15 protein-coding genes, 1 tRNA gene and 1 pseudogene are annotated in these 17,261 nt (G+C 64.3%); 7 read left to right on the top strand and 10 right to left on the bottom strand.

From position 1 onward, the window contains the following. Nucleotides 1-120 precede the first annotated feature (120 nt). The 3 genes from ACIQTZ_RS21455 to xylA form a co-directional block, all read right to left on the bottom strand. Nucleotides 121-1,104 carry a LacI family DNA-binding transcriptional regulator gene (locus ACIQTZ_RS21455; RefSeq protein WP_402983840.1) on the bottom strand — a complete coding sequence of 328 codons (984 nt, stop codon included), beginning with the start codon at nt 1,102-1,104 and terminating at the stop codon, nt 121-123. Nucleotides 1,105-1,173: 69 nt separating this feature from the next. Beyond that, nucleotides 1,174-2,604 (bottom strand): xylulokinase, encoded by a 1,431-nt coding sequence (locus ACIQTZ_RS21450; RefSeq protein WP_402983831.1) that lies wholly within the window; start codon nt 2,602-2,604, stop codon nt 1,174-1,176. Between the two features lie 78 nt (nt 2,605-2,682). Further along, nucleotides 2,683-3,870 (bottom strand): xylose isomerase, encoded by a 1,188-nt coding sequence (gene xylA / locus ACIQTZ_RS21445; protein WP_402983828.1) that lies wholly within the window; start codon nt 3,868-3,870, stop codon nt 2,683-2,685. 139 nt (nt 3,871-4,009) lie between these two features. On the opposite strand from xylA, the gene ACIQTZ_RS21440 reads away from it, so the two are divergent. From ACIQTZ_RS21440 to ACIQTZ_RS21430, 3 genes are all read left to right on the top strand, one after another. Then, entirely contained in the window at nt 4,010-5,227 is a 1,218-nt protein-coding gene (locus ACIQTZ_RS21440; protein WP_402983825.1) for an ROK family protein, read from the top strand. 80 nt (nt 5,228-5,307) lie between these two features. Further along, on the top strand, nt 5,308-6,387 hold the full coding sequence (locus ACIQTZ_RS21435; protein ID WP_402944999.1) for a YihY/virulence factor BrkB family protein: 1,080 nt from the start codon (nt 5,308-5,310) through the stop codon (nt 6,385-6,387). 47 nt (nt 6,388-6,434) lie between these two features. Beyond that, a complete protein-coding gene (locus ACIQTZ_RS21430; RefSeq protein WP_402983822.1) occupies nt 6,435-6,884 on the top strand; it encodes an oxidoreductase in 450 nt (149 codons plus the stop codon). Between the two features lie 224 nt (nt 6,885-7,108). Here ACIQTZ_RS21430 and ACIQTZ_RS21425 read toward each other — a convergent pair whose 3' ends face one another. From ACIQTZ_RS21425 to ACIQTZ_RS21415, 3 genes are read right to left on the bottom strand one after another with little or no spacing between them, the layout of a single operon-like run. Next, a complete protein-coding gene (locus ACIQTZ_RS21425) occupies nt 7,109-7,969 on the bottom strand; it encodes a sugar phosphate isomerase/epimerase family protein (protein ID WP_402983819.1) in 861 nt (286 codons plus the stop codon). After that, nucleotides 7,966-9,180: a dihydrodipicolinate synthase family protein gene (locus ACIQTZ_RS21420; protein WP_402983816.1), complete on the bottom strand. Its 1,215-nt coding sequence runs from the start codon at nt 9,178-9,180 to the stop codon at nt 7,966-7,968. Before ACIQTZ_RS21420 ends, ACIQTZ_RS21425 begins: the two co-directional genes overlap by 4 nt. After that, nucleotides 9,180-10,349: a Gfo/Idh/MocA family protein gene (locus ACIQTZ_RS21415; protein ID WP_397325734.1), complete on the bottom strand. Its 1,170-nt coding sequence runs from the start codon at nt 10,347-10,349 to the stop codon at nt 9,180-9,182. Before ACIQTZ_RS21415 ends, ACIQTZ_RS21420 begins: the two co-directional genes overlap by 1 nt. A 197-nt stretch (nt 10,350-10,546) precedes the next feature. On the opposite strand from ACIQTZ_RS21415, the gene ACIQTZ_RS21410 reads away from it, so the two are divergent. The 3 genes and pseudogenes from ACIQTZ_RS21410 (at nt 10,547) to ACIQTZ_RS21400 (ending at nt 13,275) form a co-directional block, all read left to right on the top strand. Beyond that, entirely contained in the window at nt 10,547-11,584 is a 1,038-nt protein-coding gene (locus ACIQTZ_RS21410) for a LacI family DNA-binding transcriptional regulator (RefSeq protein WP_402945015.1), read from the top strand. Between the two features lie 81 nt (nt 11,585-11,665). Next, a pseudogene (locus ACIQTZ_RS21405) lies at nt 11,666-12,393 on the top strand (alpha/beta hydrolase). A 219-nt stretch (nt 12,394-12,612) separates the two neighbouring features. After that, entirely contained in the window at nt 12,613-13,275 is a 663-nt protein-coding gene (locus ACIQTZ_RS21400; protein WP_402983813.1) for a hypothetical protein, read from the top strand. A 37-nt stretch (nt 13,276-13,312) separates the two neighbouring features. Here ACIQTZ_RS21400 and ACIQTZ_RS21395 read toward each other — a convergent pair whose 3' ends face one another. Both ACIQTZ_RS21395 and ACIQTZ_RS21390 read right to left on the bottom strand, forming a co-directional pair. Beyond that, a complete protein-coding gene (locus tag ACIQTZ_RS21395; RefSeq protein WP_402983811.1) occupies nt 13,313-14,086 on the bottom strand; it encodes a sugar phosphate isomerase/epimerase family protein in 774 nt (257 codons plus the stop codon). Between the two features lie 66 nt (nt 14,087-14,152). Continuing rightward, entirely contained in the window at nt 14,153-15,007 is an 855-nt protein-coding gene (locus ACIQTZ_RS21390; RefSeq protein WP_387438184.1) for a LysR substrate-binding domain-containing protein, read from the bottom strand. A 157-nt stretch (nt 15,008-15,164) separates the two neighbouring features. Here ACIQTZ_RS21390 and ACIQTZ_RS21385 point away from each other — a divergent pair, with 157 nt between their 5' ends. Beyond that, a complete protein-coding gene (locus ACIQTZ_RS21385) occupies nt 15,165-16,565 on the top strand; it encodes an MFS transporter (protein WP_402983808.1) in 1,401 nt (466 codons plus the stop codon). A 31-nt stretch (nt 16,566-16,596) separates the two neighbouring features. Here ACIQTZ_RS21385 and ACIQTZ_RS21380 read toward each other — a convergent pair whose 3' ends face one another. Continuing rightward, complete coding sequence (locus tag ACIQTZ_RS21380; RefSeq protein WP_400337064.1) at nt 16,597-17,070, bottom strand: nuclear transport factor 2 family protein; 474 nt, start codon at nt 17,068-17,070, stop codon at nt 16,597-16,599. Between the two features lie 104 nt (nt 17,071-17,174). Further along, nucleotides 17,175-17,248 (bottom strand) — tRNA-Gly (locus tag ACIQTZ_RS21375). Nucleotides 17,249-17,261 lie beyond the last annotated feature (13 nt).

The following is a 17,261-nucleotide window of genomic DNA, read 5'->3' as shown; positions in this document are numbered from 1 at the left end:
CTGAACAACCTCAGAAACCAAACGATTCGAGAACTTCACCACGGCAATCGACACCCTTCAATAATCAGGTGTTGCGATCACCGCATGATTCGAAGAGCTCAAAACGGCTCCTACTGCGACTTACATGGGTGGGGCGGCCGTGGTGTCGCGGATGACCATGCGGGGCTTGACCGTGACCGGCGCGCCGGGTTCGCCCGTTTCGAGGCGGTCCAGGAGCAGTCCAATGCAGCGCTGCCCCAATTCCTCAAAGTCCTGGGCCACGGTGGTCAGTGGCGGGATGAAGTACGCCGACTCCGGTTGATCGTCAAAGCCCACGATGCTGATGTCCCCGGGAACCTGAACCCCCGCCTCATGGAAGGCCCTAAGAACGCCCAGGGCCATTTGGTCGTTGGCCACAAACAACGCCGTCACGGATCGCTCGGCCGCGATCTTCAACCCTTCGCGATAGCCGCATTCAGCGCTCCAATCGCCCTCGATCAACACCGAAGGGTCCAAACCGGCGTCGGCAACAGCGTCCCGCCAACCGTCGATGCGTGCCGCGGCGTCGATCCAACCCGACGGCCCGGACAAATGCCCTATGCGTTCATGGCCAAGTTTGGTGAGGTGCTCCACCACCAGCCGGGATCCTTCGCGCTGGTCCACCGTCGCGCCGCTCAGTTGTTTGTCTCCGATGGCCCCGACGGCCACCAGCGGTATGTGGGTGGTGATGCCTTTAAGGACCTCGAAGGTTCCGGGGTGCGGTACCGTCACCACGATGCCGTCGACACCTTGGTCCATGAAGTGCGCAATGGCGTCCCTGATGCTCTCCGGCGTGACGTCCCGCAGCCCGGCGACGCTGACAAAGTAGCCAGCATCACGGGCAGCCTGCTGGAGGCCCAGGAGCGTGTGCGATGGACCGTACTGGGCAAGCTCACTGCCGAGCACGCCGATCGTCTGGGACCTGCGGGTCACCAGGCTTCGGGCCGCGGTGTTGCGGCGATACCCGAGCTCGGTGATTGCCTGCTCCACGCGTTCCCGGGTCTTCGCGCTGACGTTCGGATGGTTGTTCAGCACGCGGGACACGGTCTGGTGGGACACGCCGGCCACGCGCGCAACGTCTTCCATGACGGGAGGACGGTTGGGGGCGGAATGTTCGGTGCTCACCCTGACACGATAGAGCACCGGTGCCGGAGATCAGCCGATGGCTGCTTTCGCGGCGTAGCGGCGATACCTGGAAAGGAACCCAGGGACCGCTCCTGGGGTGGGGGCGGCCAGGTTGATTCCCTCAAGGCGCCACTCGGGCAGGGAGCCGGTGAGTACACCTGCTGCCTGCCGTGCGGCGCCGTCCGCTACGTACTCTCCGGGTTCGGGGACGAACACCGGCACGCCAAAGGCGGCTGCGGCCACCTGTTGGACTGCTTCCGAGTGGGCGCCTCCGCCCACCAGGATGATCCGCCGCGCCTCCACGCCTTGCGCCTGCAGAGCCGCCAAGCCGTCGGCGAGGGAACAAACCACGCCCTCGACGGCGGCTCGTGCCACGTTAGCGGGGGTGTAGTTGGAGACCGTGATTCCGTGGAGGGATCCGGTGGCGTCGGGAAGGTTGGGCGTCCGTTCGCCTTCGAAGTAGGGGACGAGGGTCAGGCCCTCGGCTCCCTCGGGTGCGCTGAGCGCCAGGGAACCCAGCTCGGAAAGGCTGACCCCAAGCAACGCGGCGGTGGCGTCGAAAATCCGTGTGGCGTTAAGCGTGCACGCCAGCGGCAGGTAGTGTCCGGTGGCATCGGCGAAGCCGGCCACCAGCCCGCTGTCATCCTTTGCTGGAGTCGCTGAGACAGCGAAGACCGTTCCCGACGTTCCGATTGATACAACAACATCCCCGACGGCGGCGCTGACGCCCAGTCCTGCTGCGGCGTTGTCTCCCGCGCCGGGTCCTATCAAGGCCCCCGCCGGCGTCTTCCCGGCCGCCTCCAAGGGGCCCGCCACAACGGGCAGCACGGGTACGTGGCCGAGGGTGCTCTTAAGTACCTCTGGCAGGTATGTGCCCTGTTCCGCCGCGTAGTACCCGGTACCCGAGGCATCGGAGCGATCAGTGCGCAGCTGGTCCAAAGACGCTGGGCCGGTCCCGGGTCCGTGGCCTGCCAGCCGCCAGGACAACCAGTCATGTGGCAGGCAGACAGCCGCAACGCGTCGGGCGTTTGCGGGCTCGTTCCGGGCGAGCCAGCGAAGCTTGGTGGCCGTGAGCGACGCCACTGGCACCGTTCCCGTGAGCGAGGCCCAGTGTGCTGCGCCCGTCGGAGCATCTCCTTCGCCGGCCTCTGTGATCAGTTCCTCGGCATCACGCGCCGAACGTGTGTCGTTCCACAGCAGGGCCGGCCGCACCACGTCCCCGGACTCGTCGAGGCACACCATGCCGTGCTGTTGTCCGCCAACAGCCAAGGCCTCGACGTCTTCCAGTCCGCCGGCCTGCGCAATCGCTTCCTGCAGTGCTGTCCACCATTGGTCCGGATGCACCTCCGTGCCAAGGGGGTGGGAGGCGCGTCCCTGGCGTACCAAGGCGCCCGTTTCCGAGTCACGGATGACTACCTTGCAGGACTGGGTGGAGCTGTCGATCCCGGCGACAAGGGGCATGGAACTTTCCTTTGGGGTGCAGCCGCCGGGTCCGGCACATAATGTCCGGACCCGGCGGCGGGCTGCTGTGGGGTTGGTTTAGCGGGCGCCGAGGAGGTGCTCGATGGCCAGTTGGTTGAGCCGGACGAATGCGAACGAGCGCTCGGCGGCCTTATCGGCGTCGAAGCTCTCGAATGCACTGGAGTCGGCAAGCAGGTCTGCGGTGGTTTCACCCGCTGCCAGGGTGGTCTCGCCGAGCTCGAACACGCCCGAGGTGGCCAGCGCTTCCTGGACTTCGGGATCGGCGCGGAAAGCGAGGGCGCGTTCCTTGAGGAGCAGGTACATGGCCATGTTCGCCTTGGCCGATTCCCAGACGCCGTCGTAGCCATCAGTGCGCGAGGGCTTGTAGTCGAAGTGGCGGGGACCGTCGTACGTGGGCCCACCGCTCGGGAATCCGTTCTCCAGGAGGTCCACGGTGAAGAAAGCGCTGGTGAGGTCGCCATGACCGAACACCAGGTCTTGGTCGTATTTGATGCCGCGCTGGCCGTTGAGGTCGATGTGGAAAAGCTTGCCCGCCCACAGTGCCTGGGCGATGCCATGGGTGAAGTTCAAACCGGCCATCTGCTCGTGGCCCGTCTCCGGGTTCAGGCCCACGATGTCGCCATGCTCCAGTTGCGCAATGAATGCGAGGCCGTGGCCCACGGTGGGAAGGAAGATGTCACCACGGGGTTCGTTCGGCTTTGGTTCCAGCGCGATGCGCAGGCCATAGCCCTTCTCCTTGATGTAGCCGGCAGCGGTGTCCACGCCTTCCTTCATGCGGTCCAATGCCGCGGAGAGGTCCTTGGAACCGTCGTACTCGCTGCCTTCCCGGCCGCCCCACATAACGAACGTGTCGGCGCCAAGCTCGGCCGCCAGATCGATGTTCCGGAGCACCTTGCTCAAGGCGAAGCGGCGGATGGAGCGATCGTTGGAGGTGAAGCCGCCGTCCTTGAAAACAGGGTGGCTGAACAGATTGGTGGTGACCATGGGGACCTTGAGTCCCGTTTCGGCAAGCGCTGCCTTGAAGTTCTTCAGGATCAGGTCCCGCTCCGAAGCGGAGGCGTCGAAGGGAACCAGGTCATTGTCATGGAATGTCATGCCGTAGGCGCCGAGCTCACTCAACTTGTGTACGGCTTCCACCGGGTCGAGGGCGGCGCGGGTCGCAACACCGAAGGGATCCGCGCCGGTCCATCCGACGGTCCAGAGGCCGAAGGTGAAACGGTCCTGTGGGGTGGGCTGCGGGGTCATTCCTGCTCCTTTGCAAAGTGCGTCCTGAGGCGCGGAAGGGAAGCACCTCAATTAGTTTTCAATCTGAACTATATGGGCCATAATGGATCATGGTCAATGGAAAGCAGCAAGAAAATCTTCCAAGCCGCGAGGATGGTCCATGTCAGTGAATGAGCAAGCCGCGCCGGGCCGCGTTGGCGATGTCCGCCGTCGTAATCTATCCCTGGTCCTCGACTCGATCGCGAAGACCGGAGATGCCAAGCCCAGCAGGGCGCAATTGGCTGCCGGTACGGGACTCACCAAGGCTGCCGTTTCCAGCCTCGTTGCGGACCTTGTGTATTCGGGCCTGGTTTCCGAGGTGGGCCTGTACCGGGATGGAGAACGTGGCCGTCCCGCCCAGGGCCTGGAACTGAACACCCGCCGCGGCGTGGTCGGCATGGAAATCAACGTGGACTATCTGGCTGTTGGCTTGGTGGACCTCGGCGGAGCGCTTCGATTTACCTCAATGGTCGAATCGCATAACAGGGGACTCGCGCCGGATGCTGTCATGGCCAGGCTGGGTGCGCTCGCGGCGGAAGCTGCGGCAGCTGCCACCAAGGAGGGTGTCGAGATCCTGGGCGGAGGACTTGCGGTCCCCGGGTTGGTTGACGAGCGCAACAACCTGGTCATATCTGCTCCCAATCTCCATTGGGAGCAGGAATACCTGGACCCGGGCGCCCTGCTGGAGGGTGCGCCGCTGGGAGTCCGGCTCTCCAATGAGGCCAACAGTGCCGCGCTGGGGGAGCTTTGGTACGGCGGCGGTGGGCAGGCCGACTTCCTGTACGTCTCGGGCGAAGTCGGTGTGGGTGGTGGCGTGATCATCGGCTCGGAACTGTTCATGGGGCCGGGTGGTTCTGCCGGTGAGCTGGGTCACGTCGTGGTGCATCCCGACGGCCCGGCGTGCTCGTGCGGTGGCGCGGGGTGCCTGGAAACCTTCGCCGGGCAGGAAGCCATCTTTCAGGCAGCGCGGATTCCGGAGGGATCCCTGTCGGAGCGGATGGCGGGACTGGTGGCAGCGCTGGTGTCCAAGGAGCCCAAGGCCAGCAAGGCGGTTCACGACGCCGGGCGTTACTTGGGCGTAGCGCTCGCCTCGTCGGCCAGGCTGATGGACCTTGAAGCCGTTGTCCTGGGCGGTCACTTCGCGGAGTTGGGCGACTGGCTCCAGCCGGCGGTGCTGGAGGGGCTGAACCGACATGCTCCGGGTTTGCTGCAGTCGGCGGACCTTCGCGTCTCGGGTTTGAAACACTCCGGCACCCTCCTGGGTGCGGCGGGCCAAGTGATCCGTTCTGTCATCGAATCGCCTCTTGAATTGATCCTTGCGGGAAAGCTGGCCACGTGAGGCTTCCCGAATAATCATCAGTATGCTTAGTATTGATGGGTCAGGTGTTCGCGTTTTCGATCCCCACGAACAGGTGCCTCATGAGTACAGACAAATCAGCACACACCAGCACCGCCAAGGCCGCAACGGCTCCTGCCCCTGATGATTCCCGCAAGCCCGATAGTCCCGATGACCTGGTCAAACCCACGTGGATGTACATCCTCAAACGCACTTTGCGAGAGTTCAACAAAGACCAGTGTCCGGATGCCGCCGCCGGGCTGACCTACTATGCCGTCCTTTCCCTCTTCCCGGCACTGCTCGCGTTGGTATCGCTTCTGGGCATCTTCGGTGACGCGGGCAAGACGACTTCCGCCCTCCTGGATATCGTCCAAAAGTTTGCCCCCGGGCCTGGTGTGGACGCGATGCGGCAGCCAATCGAAGACCTGACCAGGTCCAACTCCGCAGGGTTGGTCCTGGTCTTCGGCATCGTTGTGGGCTTGTGGTCCGCTTCGGGGTACACCACGGCCTTCGGAAGAGCCATGAACCGGGTTTACGAGGTGGATGAAGGACGCGGTTTCATCAAGCTGCGGGGAACCATGCTCGCAGTCACGGTCGTGGCAGTGCTGGGCGCCGGCCTGGCCGCTGCGATGTTGGTCCTGAGCGGTCCGGTAGCAGAAGCTGTGGGCGGCGCCATCGGCATGTCCGGAGCCTTCCTCACAGTATGGAACATCGCAAAGTGGCCTGTGCTTATCGCGCTGGTAGTGGTCATCATCGCCGTGCTCTACTACTTCACCCCCAACGTGAAGCAGCCCAAATTCCGCTGGATGAGCCTGGGTTCCTTGATCGCCTTGGTGATCTTTGCCCTCGCATCCCTTGGCTTCGGCTTCTATGTGGCCAACTTCAGCAACTACAACAAGACCTATGGGGCGCTGGCCGGCGTGATCATCATGCTGCTCTGGCTCTGGATCCTCAACATGTCCCTGCTGTTCGGCGCCGAGTTCGACGCCGAGATGGAAAGGGGCCGCCAACTGCAGGCCGGCATCGAAGCCGAAAAGAGCCTGCAACTGCCGCCCCGCGACACGAAACGGAGCGATAAGGCCCAGAAGCAGGAGGAAGAAGATATCCAGCGCGGCATCGAACTCCGCGAGAGCCACAGTGATGAGAATGAGCGGAAAGCATAAGGAGCGGCTTCTTCCGGGACGGCGACGCTCGTGCCATGGTTGGCAGCATGCAGACGGTATTTGAAGCGGCCGGCGGGGAGGATTTCTTCATCTCCTTGGCCAATGCGTGGCACGAGAGAGTGCAATCCGATGAGGTGGTGGGGCATGCGTTCCGCCACGGCGTCCACCCCGAGCACACTAAGCGACTCGCCGCCTACTGGGCCGAGGCGCTGGGCGGACCGCCTTCCTATTCGGAGCACTACGGCGACGAGTCGTTGGTGGTCAGGATGCACAGCGGGAACGGCGAGCACCAGGACATGGACGCCAAGGCGATCGCTTGCTTCGATGGGGCCCTGGACGACGTAGGAGTCAGTACCGGCGAGCTGCGCACTGTGCTCCATGACTACTTCGCCTGGGCCACCGCACATTCCATGGCTGCCTACCCGGACTCGGCACGCGATGTCCCTGCCGGACTGCGCATCCCCACATGGGGTTGGGACGGCCTGCTTTCCCGCTGAGGCTCCTGCGTCGCCGGGGAGCGGTGTGCCGTCACCACCTCCTTTCCCACCCAGAGACCCCCAGTCGCCCGTTGGATGCGGCGTGCCGCCGAATGCTGAAGCCAATGTGGGCCGTAGCCGCACACCCCACGAATGGAAAAGCGGGCCCCTGCCGTGACCTTGGCAGGGACCCGCTGGTTTGGATGTGATCCGTCCGGGATTCCCAGCCGAACGGATCACACGTTTCAGGCGTACGGGAGGACGAGCTCCGCGTAGCGCTGCTTCATGGTTTCCAGGACCGAGTCCCCGTCCGCGTCCCAGATCTCCTGGTTGAAGATTTCAACCTCGATGTCGCCCGTGTATCCGGCGTCCCTCACCCAGGTTCCGATGGTCGCGAAGTCGATGACGCCGTCGCCCATCATGCCGCGGGAGAGCAGCGCGTCCGCCGCGATCGGCAGGTTGAAGTCGCACACCTGGTAGGAGGCGATGCGGCCCTCCCGGCCGGCGCGTTCGATCTGGGCCTTCAGCTCCGGATCCCACCACACGTGGAAGGTGTCGACGGCGACGCCGACGGCCTTCGCGTCATACGGCGCGGCGAGATCCAAGGCCTGGCCGAGCGTGGAGATCAGAGCGCGGTCTGCCGCATACATCGGGTGCAGCGGCTCGAGGACCAAGCGGACACCGTTCTCCGAAGCGAACGGGACCAGTTCCTCGAGGCGGTCAGCTACGCGTTGTCGTGCAGCCACCACGTCCTTTTCGCCCGGAGCAAGCCCGCCCACCACCAGGAACAGCTCCTGGGTGTCCAAGGCGACAGCTTCACGGACGGCCTCGAAGTTGTCCGCCAACGCCGCAGCTTGTCCCTCGGCGTCAGCTGCCGTCAGGAACCCGCCACGGCACAAGGAGGAGACGCGGAGTCCGGCGTCCTTGATCAGCTTGGCGGCTTTGTCCAGTCCGGCTTCGGCCACGCGGTCGCGCCACGGGCCGATGGCAGGGATGCCGGCGCGGGCGCAACCATCCACGGCTTCGGCCAGCGTCCACTTCTTGGTGGTTGCGCTGTTCAATGACAGCCTGGAAAAGTCCGACAGCCGGGAGAAGTCCGCGCTCATGCGCCCACCCCGTTGATCCGCAGGTAGTCGGACATCCGGAAGGCCGCCAGCGACGGATCCTTCAGCAGGCCTGCCTGGTCTGCCAGCTCGAAGGTCTTGGCCAGGTGCAGGACGGAACGGCCGGAGTGCAGCCCGCCCACCATTTGAAAGCCGGGCTGTTTGCCGTTGAGCCAGGACAGGAACGCGATACCGGTCTTGTAGTAGAACGTCGGTGCGCTGAAGATGTGCTTGCCCAGCTCGCGGGTGGAGTCCAGGATGGCACGCGCCTCGGTGCCGTTGCCGGCGTCGTACTTCTGCAAGGCGACCGAAGCGGCAGGGTAGATGGCCGCGAAGATGCCCAGCAGGGCGTCCGAGTGGTGGGTCGCGTCGCCGTCGATCAGTTCCGGGTAGTTGAAATCGTCGCCGGTGTAGAGGCGGACGCCTTCCGGGAGGTTGGCGCGCAAGGCGACCTCGTGCGAGGCGTCCAGCAGCGAAACCTTGACGCCATCCACCTTGTCCGCGTGTTCGCGGATCAGGCTGAGGAAGGTCTCGGTGGCCACCGACACATCGTCCGAGCCCCAGTACCCCGCCAGCGCGGGATCGAACATGGTGCCCAGCCAGTGAAGGATGACAGGCTGGTCCACTTCCTGCAGGAGGGTGGAGTAGACGTGCAGGTAGTCGTCAGCCCCGGAAGCCACCTTGGCGAGGGCACGTGAGGCCATCAGGATCACCTTGGGGCCGGCTTCGCTCACGACGGCGATCTGCTCCCGGTAGGCGTCAATCACGGCCTGGATGCCGGCTGCGCCGTCAGGGAGGGCTGCGATGTCCAACTGGTCAGTTCCGGCGCCGCATGAAACGAGGTCCTGGACGGACTTACCGGCGATGGCGGCGTTGCCTGCAGCTACGACGGAAGCAGCCTCGGCGCCCGTGCGCTTGATGAGCTGCTGGGTCGCTGCCCAGTCCAGGCCCATGCCGCGCTGGGCGGTGTCCATGGCGTCGGCAACGCCCAGGCCGTAGGACCAGAGCTCGTGGCGGTAGGCCAAGGTGGCGTCCCAATCCAGCTGTGCCGGTGCGCCGGGAGTGTTGTCCGCAGCGACTTCCGGGATGACGTGGGCCGCGGCGTACGCGCGGCGGGCCGTCAGCGGAGCACTCGGCTTGGCCCACGAGGTGGCGGGCTTGAGGCGGTACTCACGGGTTCCGCCGTCGTCGGTGGGAAGGATGAGTGACGTCATTAGAGGGTGATCTCCGGGATGTCGATGGTGCGGCGCTCGGCCGAGGACTGGAGGCCGAGCTCGGCCAGCTGGACGCCGCGGGCTGCGGAGAGCAGGCCGAAGCGGTGCTCGCGGCCGGCAACGACGTCGCGCAGGAATTCTTCCCACTGCAGCTTGAAGCCGTTGTCCAGCTCCGCGTTGGCCGGGACTTCCTGCCACTGGCTGCGGAAGGACTCGGTGACGGGCAGGTCCGGGTTCCAAACCGGCTTCGGGGTGTGGGCGCGCTGCTGCGCAACGCACTTGTTCAAGCCGGCGACGGCGGAACCGTGCGTACCGTCGATCTGGAACTCGACCAGTTCGTCGCGGTAGACACGGACGGCCCAGGAGGAGTTGATCTGGCCGATGACGTCATCGCCGCCCGGGGTTTCGAGTTCGAAGATGCCGTAGGAGGCGTCGTCTGCGGTGGCCTTGTATTCCTTGCCGGCCTCGTCCCAGCGTGCGGGGATGTGCGTGGCGGTCTTGGCGTTGACGCTCTTAACCTTGCCGATGATGCCCTCGAGCACGTAGTTCCAGTGGCAGAACATGTCCGTGGTCATTCCGCCGCCGTCTTCCTTGCGGTAGTTCCAGGACGGACGCTGGGCAGCCTGGACGTCGCCTTCGAAGACCCAGTAGCCAAATTCGCCGCGGATGGACAGGATGCGGCCGAAGAAGCCTTCGTCCACGAGGCGGCGGAGCTTGACCAGGCCGGGGAGGTACAGCTTGTCATGCACGACGCCTGCCGTGACGCCGGCTTCCTTGCCGATCTGGGCCAGTTCGATGGCTTCTTCGAGGGTTTCAGCCGTGGGCTTCTCGGTGAAGATGTGCTTGCCGGCGCGCATGGCCTTCTTGAGGGTGGCTGCGCGGAGGCTGGTCATGGAGGCGTCGAAGACGATATCGACAGTGGGGTCGTTGATCACGGCGTCCAGGTCAGTGGTCCATTCGGAGACCTTGTGGAGCTCGGCGAGTTCACGGATCTTGGCTTCGTTGCGGCCCACCAGGATCGGTTCAACCTGGACCTTGGTGCCGTCTTCAAGGGTGAAGCCGCCGGCGTCGCGGATGGGCAGGATGGACCGCAGCAGGTGCTGGCGGTAGCCCATGCGGCCGGTGATGCCGTTCATGGCGATGCGGATCGTCTTTGTTTCGAAGCCCATGTTCTCTCCAGTGCTTTGGTGTGTTGCCCGCGGCGGAGCGGGAAATCAGTGCGAATACTGTGCGGGAAAGCGCATTCCCATTGCTTCGATGATGCACTATGCCTGCTTAGATTGGCAAGCGCTTTCCCAAAATTGGATGAATCCTGACATAATTTCGTTAGCGCCAGCCCCGACGCTTGCAGACAAGGAGGGTCCCCGTGGCCGCCAGCACACTCAGTGAAGTTGCCCGTTTGGCAGGGGTTTCCCTTGCCACCGCCTCGCGGGTCCTCAACGGCTCATCCCGGAAGCCGGCCGAAGGCATCGCCGAGCGCGTCCGTGAAGCCGCGGACAAGCTCGGCTACGTTCCCAACGCCCAGGCGCAGGCTCTCGCTAAATCCAGCTCCGGCCTGATTGGCTTGATTGTGCACGACATCGCCGATCCCTACTTTTCGGCCATTGCCCGCGGAGTCCAGGAAGCCGCGCGTGAGCAGCACCGCATGGTGCTGCTGGCCAGCACATCAGGATCGCCATCTGACGAGAGGGAGGCCGTTGCCGCCTTCGCTGCACGCCGTGCCGACTCCATCGTCATCGCCGGTTCGCGCTCGGCCCGCCCGGAAGACCAGCAGGGCAACGTTGAACTGGCAGCGGAACTCGACCGCTATTGCCGCAACGGCGGTCACGTGGGAGTAGTGGGTCATTCGATCGTCGGTGCCACCACTGCGGAGGGTTACCACGTGGTTGCGGTCCCCAACGAGGAACTGGCCTCAGGCCTTGCGCGCGAATTGGCGGCTTCCCATGAGGGGGAGTTCCTGATCGTGGCGGGCCCCGACGGTCTGTTTACTTCCGACGATCGCGTTCGCGGCTTCCAGCGCGGTCTCGCTGATTCCGGTCGGACCGCTGCCGAAGTCATCCGCACCGGCTTCAACCGTTCCGGAGGCTATGACGCCGGCTTGGCCCTCGCCGAGCGCATCCAAGGGTCCAAGGACCGACTCTGCATCTTCGCAGTGAACGACGTCATGGCCATCGGCGTCACGGCGGCGCTGCGTTCGGAGGGCGTCTGGATCCCGCGCGATGCGACGATAGCCGGCTTCGATGACATTGAAACCCTGCGCGATTTCCGGCCCGCGCTGTCCACGGTCTACTTGCCGCTGGAGGATATTGGGCGGCTCGCTGCGGGCGGGGGGGAAGGCGGCTCGGTCAATGGTTCCGTCAAGCTTCGCCGGAGCACCGAACTGCCGGCTGACAACCCCGCGTAGCCGTCCATGGACCAAGCAATTCACGACGGCGGCACGGCGGCTTCAGCGGCCGGCGCATCGGCGCCCGCCGAACCGGCGCTTGTGGTGCCTTCCGGGCTGACGGTGGTTCCCGCCGTCGGACCTTCACGGGAGCCAGCACCCGCGATGCTGGTGTTGCCCGGCGGAGGCTATGCGCGGCAGGCCGATCACGAAGCCGAACCTGTGGCTGAGTGGCTTGCTCCTTGGGGATCCACGCATTCGTGTTGCGTTACAAGGTGGCGCCGCATCGCCATCCGGAGCCCCTGGCCCATGCCAAGGAGGCCATGCTCTGGATCCGGAACGGGACCCATGGACTGGCGGTGGATCCTTCCAGGGTGGGTGTGCTGGGTTTCTCTGCCGGTGGGCATCTGGCGGGGTCCTTGTCCGTGGGGCTGCGCACCGGCGATCCGTGGCTGGACCAACCTGGCGCAAGGCCGGATTTGAGCGTCCTCTGCTATCCCGTGGTCTCGTTCGTGGATTCGGTGCACCAGGGCTCGGTGGACAACCTGGCCGGGGAGGGCGCGGCGCCGGAACTCCTGGGTGGGTTGTCGCTGGAGCGGCAGGTGGACGGTTGCACACCGCCCGCTTTCCTGTGGCACACCGCTGACGACGAAGCGGTCCCGGTCAGCCATAGCCTTACTTACGCAGGCGCGCTCGCGGGCGCCGGGATTCCGGTTGAGCTGCACGTCTTCCCACACGGTGTGCACGGCATTGGGTTGGCGCAAGGGACTCCCGGAGCAGAGCAGTGGCCGGGCCTGTGCGCCGCGTGGCTGTCCGGGATGTGGGCTTAGTCCTCGCAGCTGCAACGAGGTCGGCGTGCCCTGAATCTGGGGGTTTCCACAAGCGAAGACGCTGTGATTGCTGCAACGCGAGAACGGCGGCTAGCATGAAAAATGCCACTCCGACGGAGTGGCATTTTCCCAATCTCATTTATCTCCGAGCGTAGGCTTGCGCCCTCAAAACCCGAAGCATGTATCCACGACAATACCGAGATGGAGCGGGCCGGTCAAATGCAGTACACCGAGATTCGCAGGGCCATCACGCCGGCGCGGCTGACGGCATTTGACCGGGCGGCCCAGCGAAGGGGCGCCGGCCACGACGACGCCATCAAGCTGTACGAATGGAATGCCGAGCTGGCTTCGGCCCTGCTGTTGCCAATGCACTTGTTTGAGGTCGTTCTTCGCAACGCGATCCATGAGGCCCTGACCCTGACGTACCGTGAACGGTGGCCTTGGGACAGCCGTTTTCTGTACAGCGTCCCCCTGAAGCACGGGCGATATGAACCTCGTAAGGATGTCCAGCAAAAGGCCTCCTGGTACCCAACAACCGGCAAAGTTATTCCAGAACTCCAGTTCGTTTTCTGGGAGCAGATGCTTTCCCGCCGCTATGACGTGGCGATTTGGAACCCATTACTAACAACGGTCTTCCCCAATGTGCCCACAGGGGCAGGAACGTCGGCTGCTGCACGAGGGCTTGCAAGGGACGTGGGTGTTGTCAGGGGCATACGGAATCGCGTTGCACACCATGAGCCCATCTTTTCGCAGAACATTACAGAGGTCATCGATGCTATTCACAGGGTCTCAACGTACAGATCCCTGGATGTCGGTGATTGGGTGAAGGCTGCTCACCGCGTGATCCTCGTGCAAGGCCAGTGTCCATCGTGGTACGTCTAGGCCCTCGCCCAAGCCTCGTTCAGACTCACGGTGGGGGCTAGTCCTCGCCCAGCGTGATGCCGTGCAGGAACTCGGCGTCGCTGAGGACATTCCCGGGGAGGTCGTCCGCGACGAATTCCATCATGATGTCCAGGTCCTTGCCGTTGCCGCGGAGCACATCGGACACCGTCTGCCACAGCAGCTTCCGCGTGCGCAACGGATGGCGTTCGGCTTGCGGCCCCCACGAGAAGCAGTGGACGCCAACCACATGCGGCAGGACCTGGTGCAGTGACTCCAGCGCCTGCTGGTCGGAAAGCCCGACGGCGGGCTGCCAGTAGGTGCCGACGTTGCCATGGCCGACGCGCTCCAGGAGGCGCAGCGTTGTGGCGGGGGAGTCGGTGAGGGTGTTGCCGTGGTACTCGAAGGCAATGGCAATACCTCGCTCCTCGGCGAGGTCCGCGATGCGGCGCGTGTCGCGGACCACCGCGTCCCAGTGCTCTTCATTGGCTTCCGCTGAGCCGAGTTCGCCGGCCCAGATCCGGATGCGCGGGGCGCCCAACGCGGAAGCGAGGTCCAGATCCCGTGCAAAGTCTCCAAAGGATCCCGCCCGGTAGTACGAACCCAAGGACAAGACCATGAGGCCCGCTTCTTCGGTGACCGCCTTGGCATGGGCGGCAGAGGCAGCATCGCTGACATGCACATCCGTGCCCCATTCGATCCCGGCGAGTCCGGCCTCCGAGGCGATACTGACCACCTCATCGATGCCCTTGGCCCGGAGGGTGACAGAACAAATACCGGGCGTGAGGTCCGCCAGCAAGGTGAGGTCGATCATTGGTTCAGGATACCGGGAATGCGCTTACCCGAACAGTCTTGGAGTCCATCCGCACACATTCGAACGCTACGTGGACTTGTTCAGCGTCCTGCCCATAATTGCCTGCGTAAGGGCATCGATGACTTCGGCGTTCGCCAGCGGGTTTCGGATCAGTGTGAAGTCAACGTCTCCAACCGGCGGCAGGTCGAAACGCTGAGTGATCACCTTGAGGTCTTCCGGCACCAAGGACGCGGGCATGACGGCGACGCCGATGCCTGCGCGGACGGCTGCGAGCACTCCGCTGATCTGCTTGGTACTGCACGTGATCCGCCAGGTCCGGCCCGCGGCTTCCAGCGCATCGATGGCCAGTTTCCGGCTCAGGCTCGGCGCGGGGTACGCGATGAGCGGCACGGGTGCGCCCGGCTCTAGAACAGTCTGTTCCAAGCCGACCCACGCAAAGTTGTCGTGGCGGACCACAGTGCCGTCCTTGGCTCCGGCCACCCACTTCACGAAGACCAAGTCCAGTTGCCCGGCGTTGAGCCGCTTGTACAGTTGGTCGCTTTGGCTGACGGTCAGTTCGAGGTTGATCTGCGGGTAGAGCTGCCGGAATTCGCGCAGGATCCGGGGAAGGCCCGTGATGGCGAGATCGTCCGCTGTGCCGAAGCGAAGGCGGCCGCGCATAGCCGAGCCGGAGAAGTAGCGCGCCGCGGAATCGTGGGCTGCGAGGATGCTCCGGGCGAATCCGGCCATGGCATCACCGTTGTCAGTGAGCCGGACCTCCCGGGTATCGCGGGCCACCAGGATGCGCTTCGCAGCGGTCTCGAGCTTGCGGACGTGCTGGCTCACGGTGGGTTGGGCAAGGCCCAGGCGCTCGGCGGCCTTGGTGAAGCTCAGCGTCTCTGCCACGGCCAAAAAGGAGCGGAGCTGGACTGGTTCAAACAACGGAACTCCTCAGGCATTGGGCGGAATTTCGGCGTCGCGTAGAAGGCATCATTGCATTTCGCAATCCTAGTTATCATCCCGATACGCTTCCACAATTGCTGCTGGCAACCATAGCGTTAAGTCCATCCCACCGAAACTCTCGATCCGAGGACTACTTTTGGCACCCCCACCGCCTTCAGCGGCAAACGTCAGCCAGCCCGTCATCGATTCCCTGTCTGCTGGTCCCTCGCGGGACACAAACCGGCCGGACACCGTCACCCAGCCACTCGCCGTCGTCAGCGAAAAGCTGCCCTGGCGGCACACCTTCATCTCGTTGAAGGTCCCGAATTTCAGGATCTTCGCCATCGGCCACTTCATTGCCGTGATCGCCATCTGGATGCAGCGCATCGCGCAGGACTGGATGGTGCTCCAATTGTCCGGTTCGGTCACCGCTGTCGGAATCACGGTGGCCCTGCAGTTCATGCCATCGCTGTTCCTTGGCCCCTGGGGCGGCATGATGGCCGACCGCTTCGCCAAGCGGAAAATCCTCATCATCTGCCAGTCAGCCGCAGCGGTCCTGGCCGCAGCCCTGGCGGCGCTGTCCCTCACCCACACGGTCCAGGTGTGGCATGTGTACGTGATCGCACTGGTCCTGGGCTTCGTCACGGTGCTTGACCAGCCTGCACGCCAGGTCTTCGTCAACGAACTTGTCGGCCCCACGTACCTGCGCAACGCCATCAGCGTGAACTCCACTACCTTCCAGTTGGGCGGCCTGATCGGTCCGGCGTTGGCCGGCTGGCTGCTCACTGCCGTGGGTGCGGGCTGGGCCTTCGCCGCGAACGCAGTGGCCTGCTGCTCAACGGTGACCATGCTGATGGTCCTCCGCAAGGACCAACTCCACCTCAGCCAGCCGACACCCCGCAAGAAGGGAATGCTGCGTGAGGGCCTGCAGTACGCCCTCAGCAAGCGCACTATTTACTGGCCATGGCTGATGGCAGGCTTCGTGGCGGTTTTCGCCATGAGCCTGCCGGTGCTTTTGGCGGCTTTCGCCGACCACGTGTACGACGCCGGTGCCGGAGGCTACGGCCTGCTGAACGCCATGGTTGCGCTCGGTGCGCTGACGGGCGCCGTGGCGTCCACCCGGCGCAGGCAGTTGCAGTTGCGGTCGGTGGTCCTTTCGGCAGGACTGTACGGACTGATGCTGGTGCTCTCTTCGATGATGCCCTCAATGGTCTGGTTCAGCGTGGCAATGGTCCTGGCAGGGTTCTGGTGCCTCATGTTCCTGACAGCGGCGAACCAGATGGTCCAGACGAGTTCCAACATGAGTATCCGGGGCCGTGTCATGAGTCTGTACCTGGTGGTCCTCATCGGTGGGCAGGCGATCGGCGGCCCGGTGATGGGCTGGCTTGCCGAACACCTCGGACCCCAGATCGGCATCCTGATCGCCGGCGGTGTTCCGGCGACGGCGGCTGCCGTTGTCGCCGTCGTACTGGCCCGCAAATCATCGCTGCAACTCAAGGTGGACCTGCGCGATCGACGCCGGGTGGTGCGCATCGTGGCGAGGACCCAGCCGGCCTGACGCCCTGCCGCGGCGCCCCGTCCAAGCGGTGTTACTGCGAAGCCGCCTGGACGGGAGCCTCCTGGGGACGTCCGTGGGTGACCCGGTGGCTGACGCGGTCTGCTGTGTCATCGATGCGGACCAAATGTTCCACGGGCTCCATGTAGAAGCGGGCGTTGTTGATGGCGCCCTCTTCCACGCCGAAGATGACCACTCCGGTCAGCTCGTGCGGTGTGCCGTCCCGCCACGACCCCTGCATGTGCAGTTCGGTCCACACCTGGCCTGTGGTCACGCTGTGGGACACCATCCGGACCTTGATGTCCGGGACACCGGTGAAGAGCTGTTCCCAATTGGTGCGGATGGTCTCCCGGCCAGTGAACCCCCGGGTGGGGTGGGCCGGAGTTTCATTGACGTAACCCGGCGAGAAGCACTCCGCCAGGGTTTCAAGATCGTGCTTGTTCGTGGCTTCCAGCAGGCGGTGGATGACGGCGAGCGGACCCGCCCCAGCATCGTCGGTGAGAGTCATTGGAGGACCTCCCGGATAGAAGATGTACCTACGATTTTAGGCTCGGGGCTCCACAAGAAAAGACCCTTGGCCGTGCGAAGTGTTCGCATGGCCAAGGGTCTTGCTGGAGCGGGCGACGGGAATCGAACCCGCGTATCGAGCTTGGGAAGCTAGCGCTCTACCATTGAGCTACGCCCGCGTTGCTTCCGCGT

Origin of the sequence: Paenarthrobacter sp. NPDC090520 (assembly GCF_044769205.1) — a bacterium.
Lineage (GTDB): Bacteria > Actinomycetota > Actinomycetes > Actinomycetales > Micrococcaceae > Arthrobacter.
This window is presented reverse-complemented; position numbering and strand designations above follow the sequence as displayed.

Bases quoted from the DNA above. Each gene is read 5' to 3' on its own strand.
- ACIQTZ_RS21455 (WP_402983840.1), bottom strand. From the start codon at position 1,104: ATGGAAGACGTTGCGCGCGTGGCCGGCGTGTCCCACCAGACCGTGTCC.
- ACIQTZ_RS21450 (WP_402983831.1), bottom strand. From the start codon at position 2,604: ATGCCCCTTGTCGCCGGGATCGACAGCTCCACCCAGTCCTGCAAGGTA.
- xylA (WP_402983828.1), bottom strand. From the start codon at position 3,870: ATGACCCCGCAGCCCACCCCACAGGACCGTTTCACCTTCGGCCTCTGG.
- ACIQTZ_RS21440 (WP_402983825.1), top strand. From the start codon at position 4,010: ATGTCAGTGAATGAGCAAGCCGCGCCGGGCCGCGTTGGCGATGTCCGC.
- ACIQTZ_RS21435 (WP_402944999.1), top strand. From the start codon at position 5,308: ATGAGTACAGACAAATCAGCACACACCAGCACCGCCAAGGCCGCAACG.
- ACIQTZ_RS21430 (WP_402983822.1), top strand. From the start codon at position 6,435: ATGCAGACGGTATTTGAAGCGGCCGGCGGGGAGGATTTCTTCATCTCC.
- ACIQTZ_RS21425 (WP_402983819.1), bottom strand. From the start codon at position 7,969: ATGAGCGCGGACTTCTCCCGGCTGTCGGACTTTTCCAGGCTGTCATTG.
- ACIQTZ_RS21420 (WP_402983816.1), bottom strand. From the start codon at position 9,180: ATGACGTCACTCATCCTTCCCACCGACGACGGCGGAACCCGTGAGTAC.
- ACIQTZ_RS21415 (WP_397325734.1), bottom strand. From the start codon at position 10,349: ATGGGCTTCGAAACAAAGACGATCCGCATCGCCATGAACGGCATCACC.
- ACIQTZ_RS21400 (WP_402983813.1), top strand. From the start codon at position 12,613: ATGCAGTACACCGAGATTCGCAGGGCCATCACGCCGGCGCGGCTGACG.
- ACIQTZ_RS21395 (WP_402983811.1), bottom strand. From the start codon at position 14,086: ATGATCGACCTCACCTTGCTGGCGGACCTCACGCCCGGTATTTGTTCT.
- ACIQTZ_RS21380 (WP_400337064.1), bottom strand. From the start codon at position 17,070: ATGACTCTCACCGACGATGCTGGGGCGGGTCCGCTCGCCGTCATCCAC.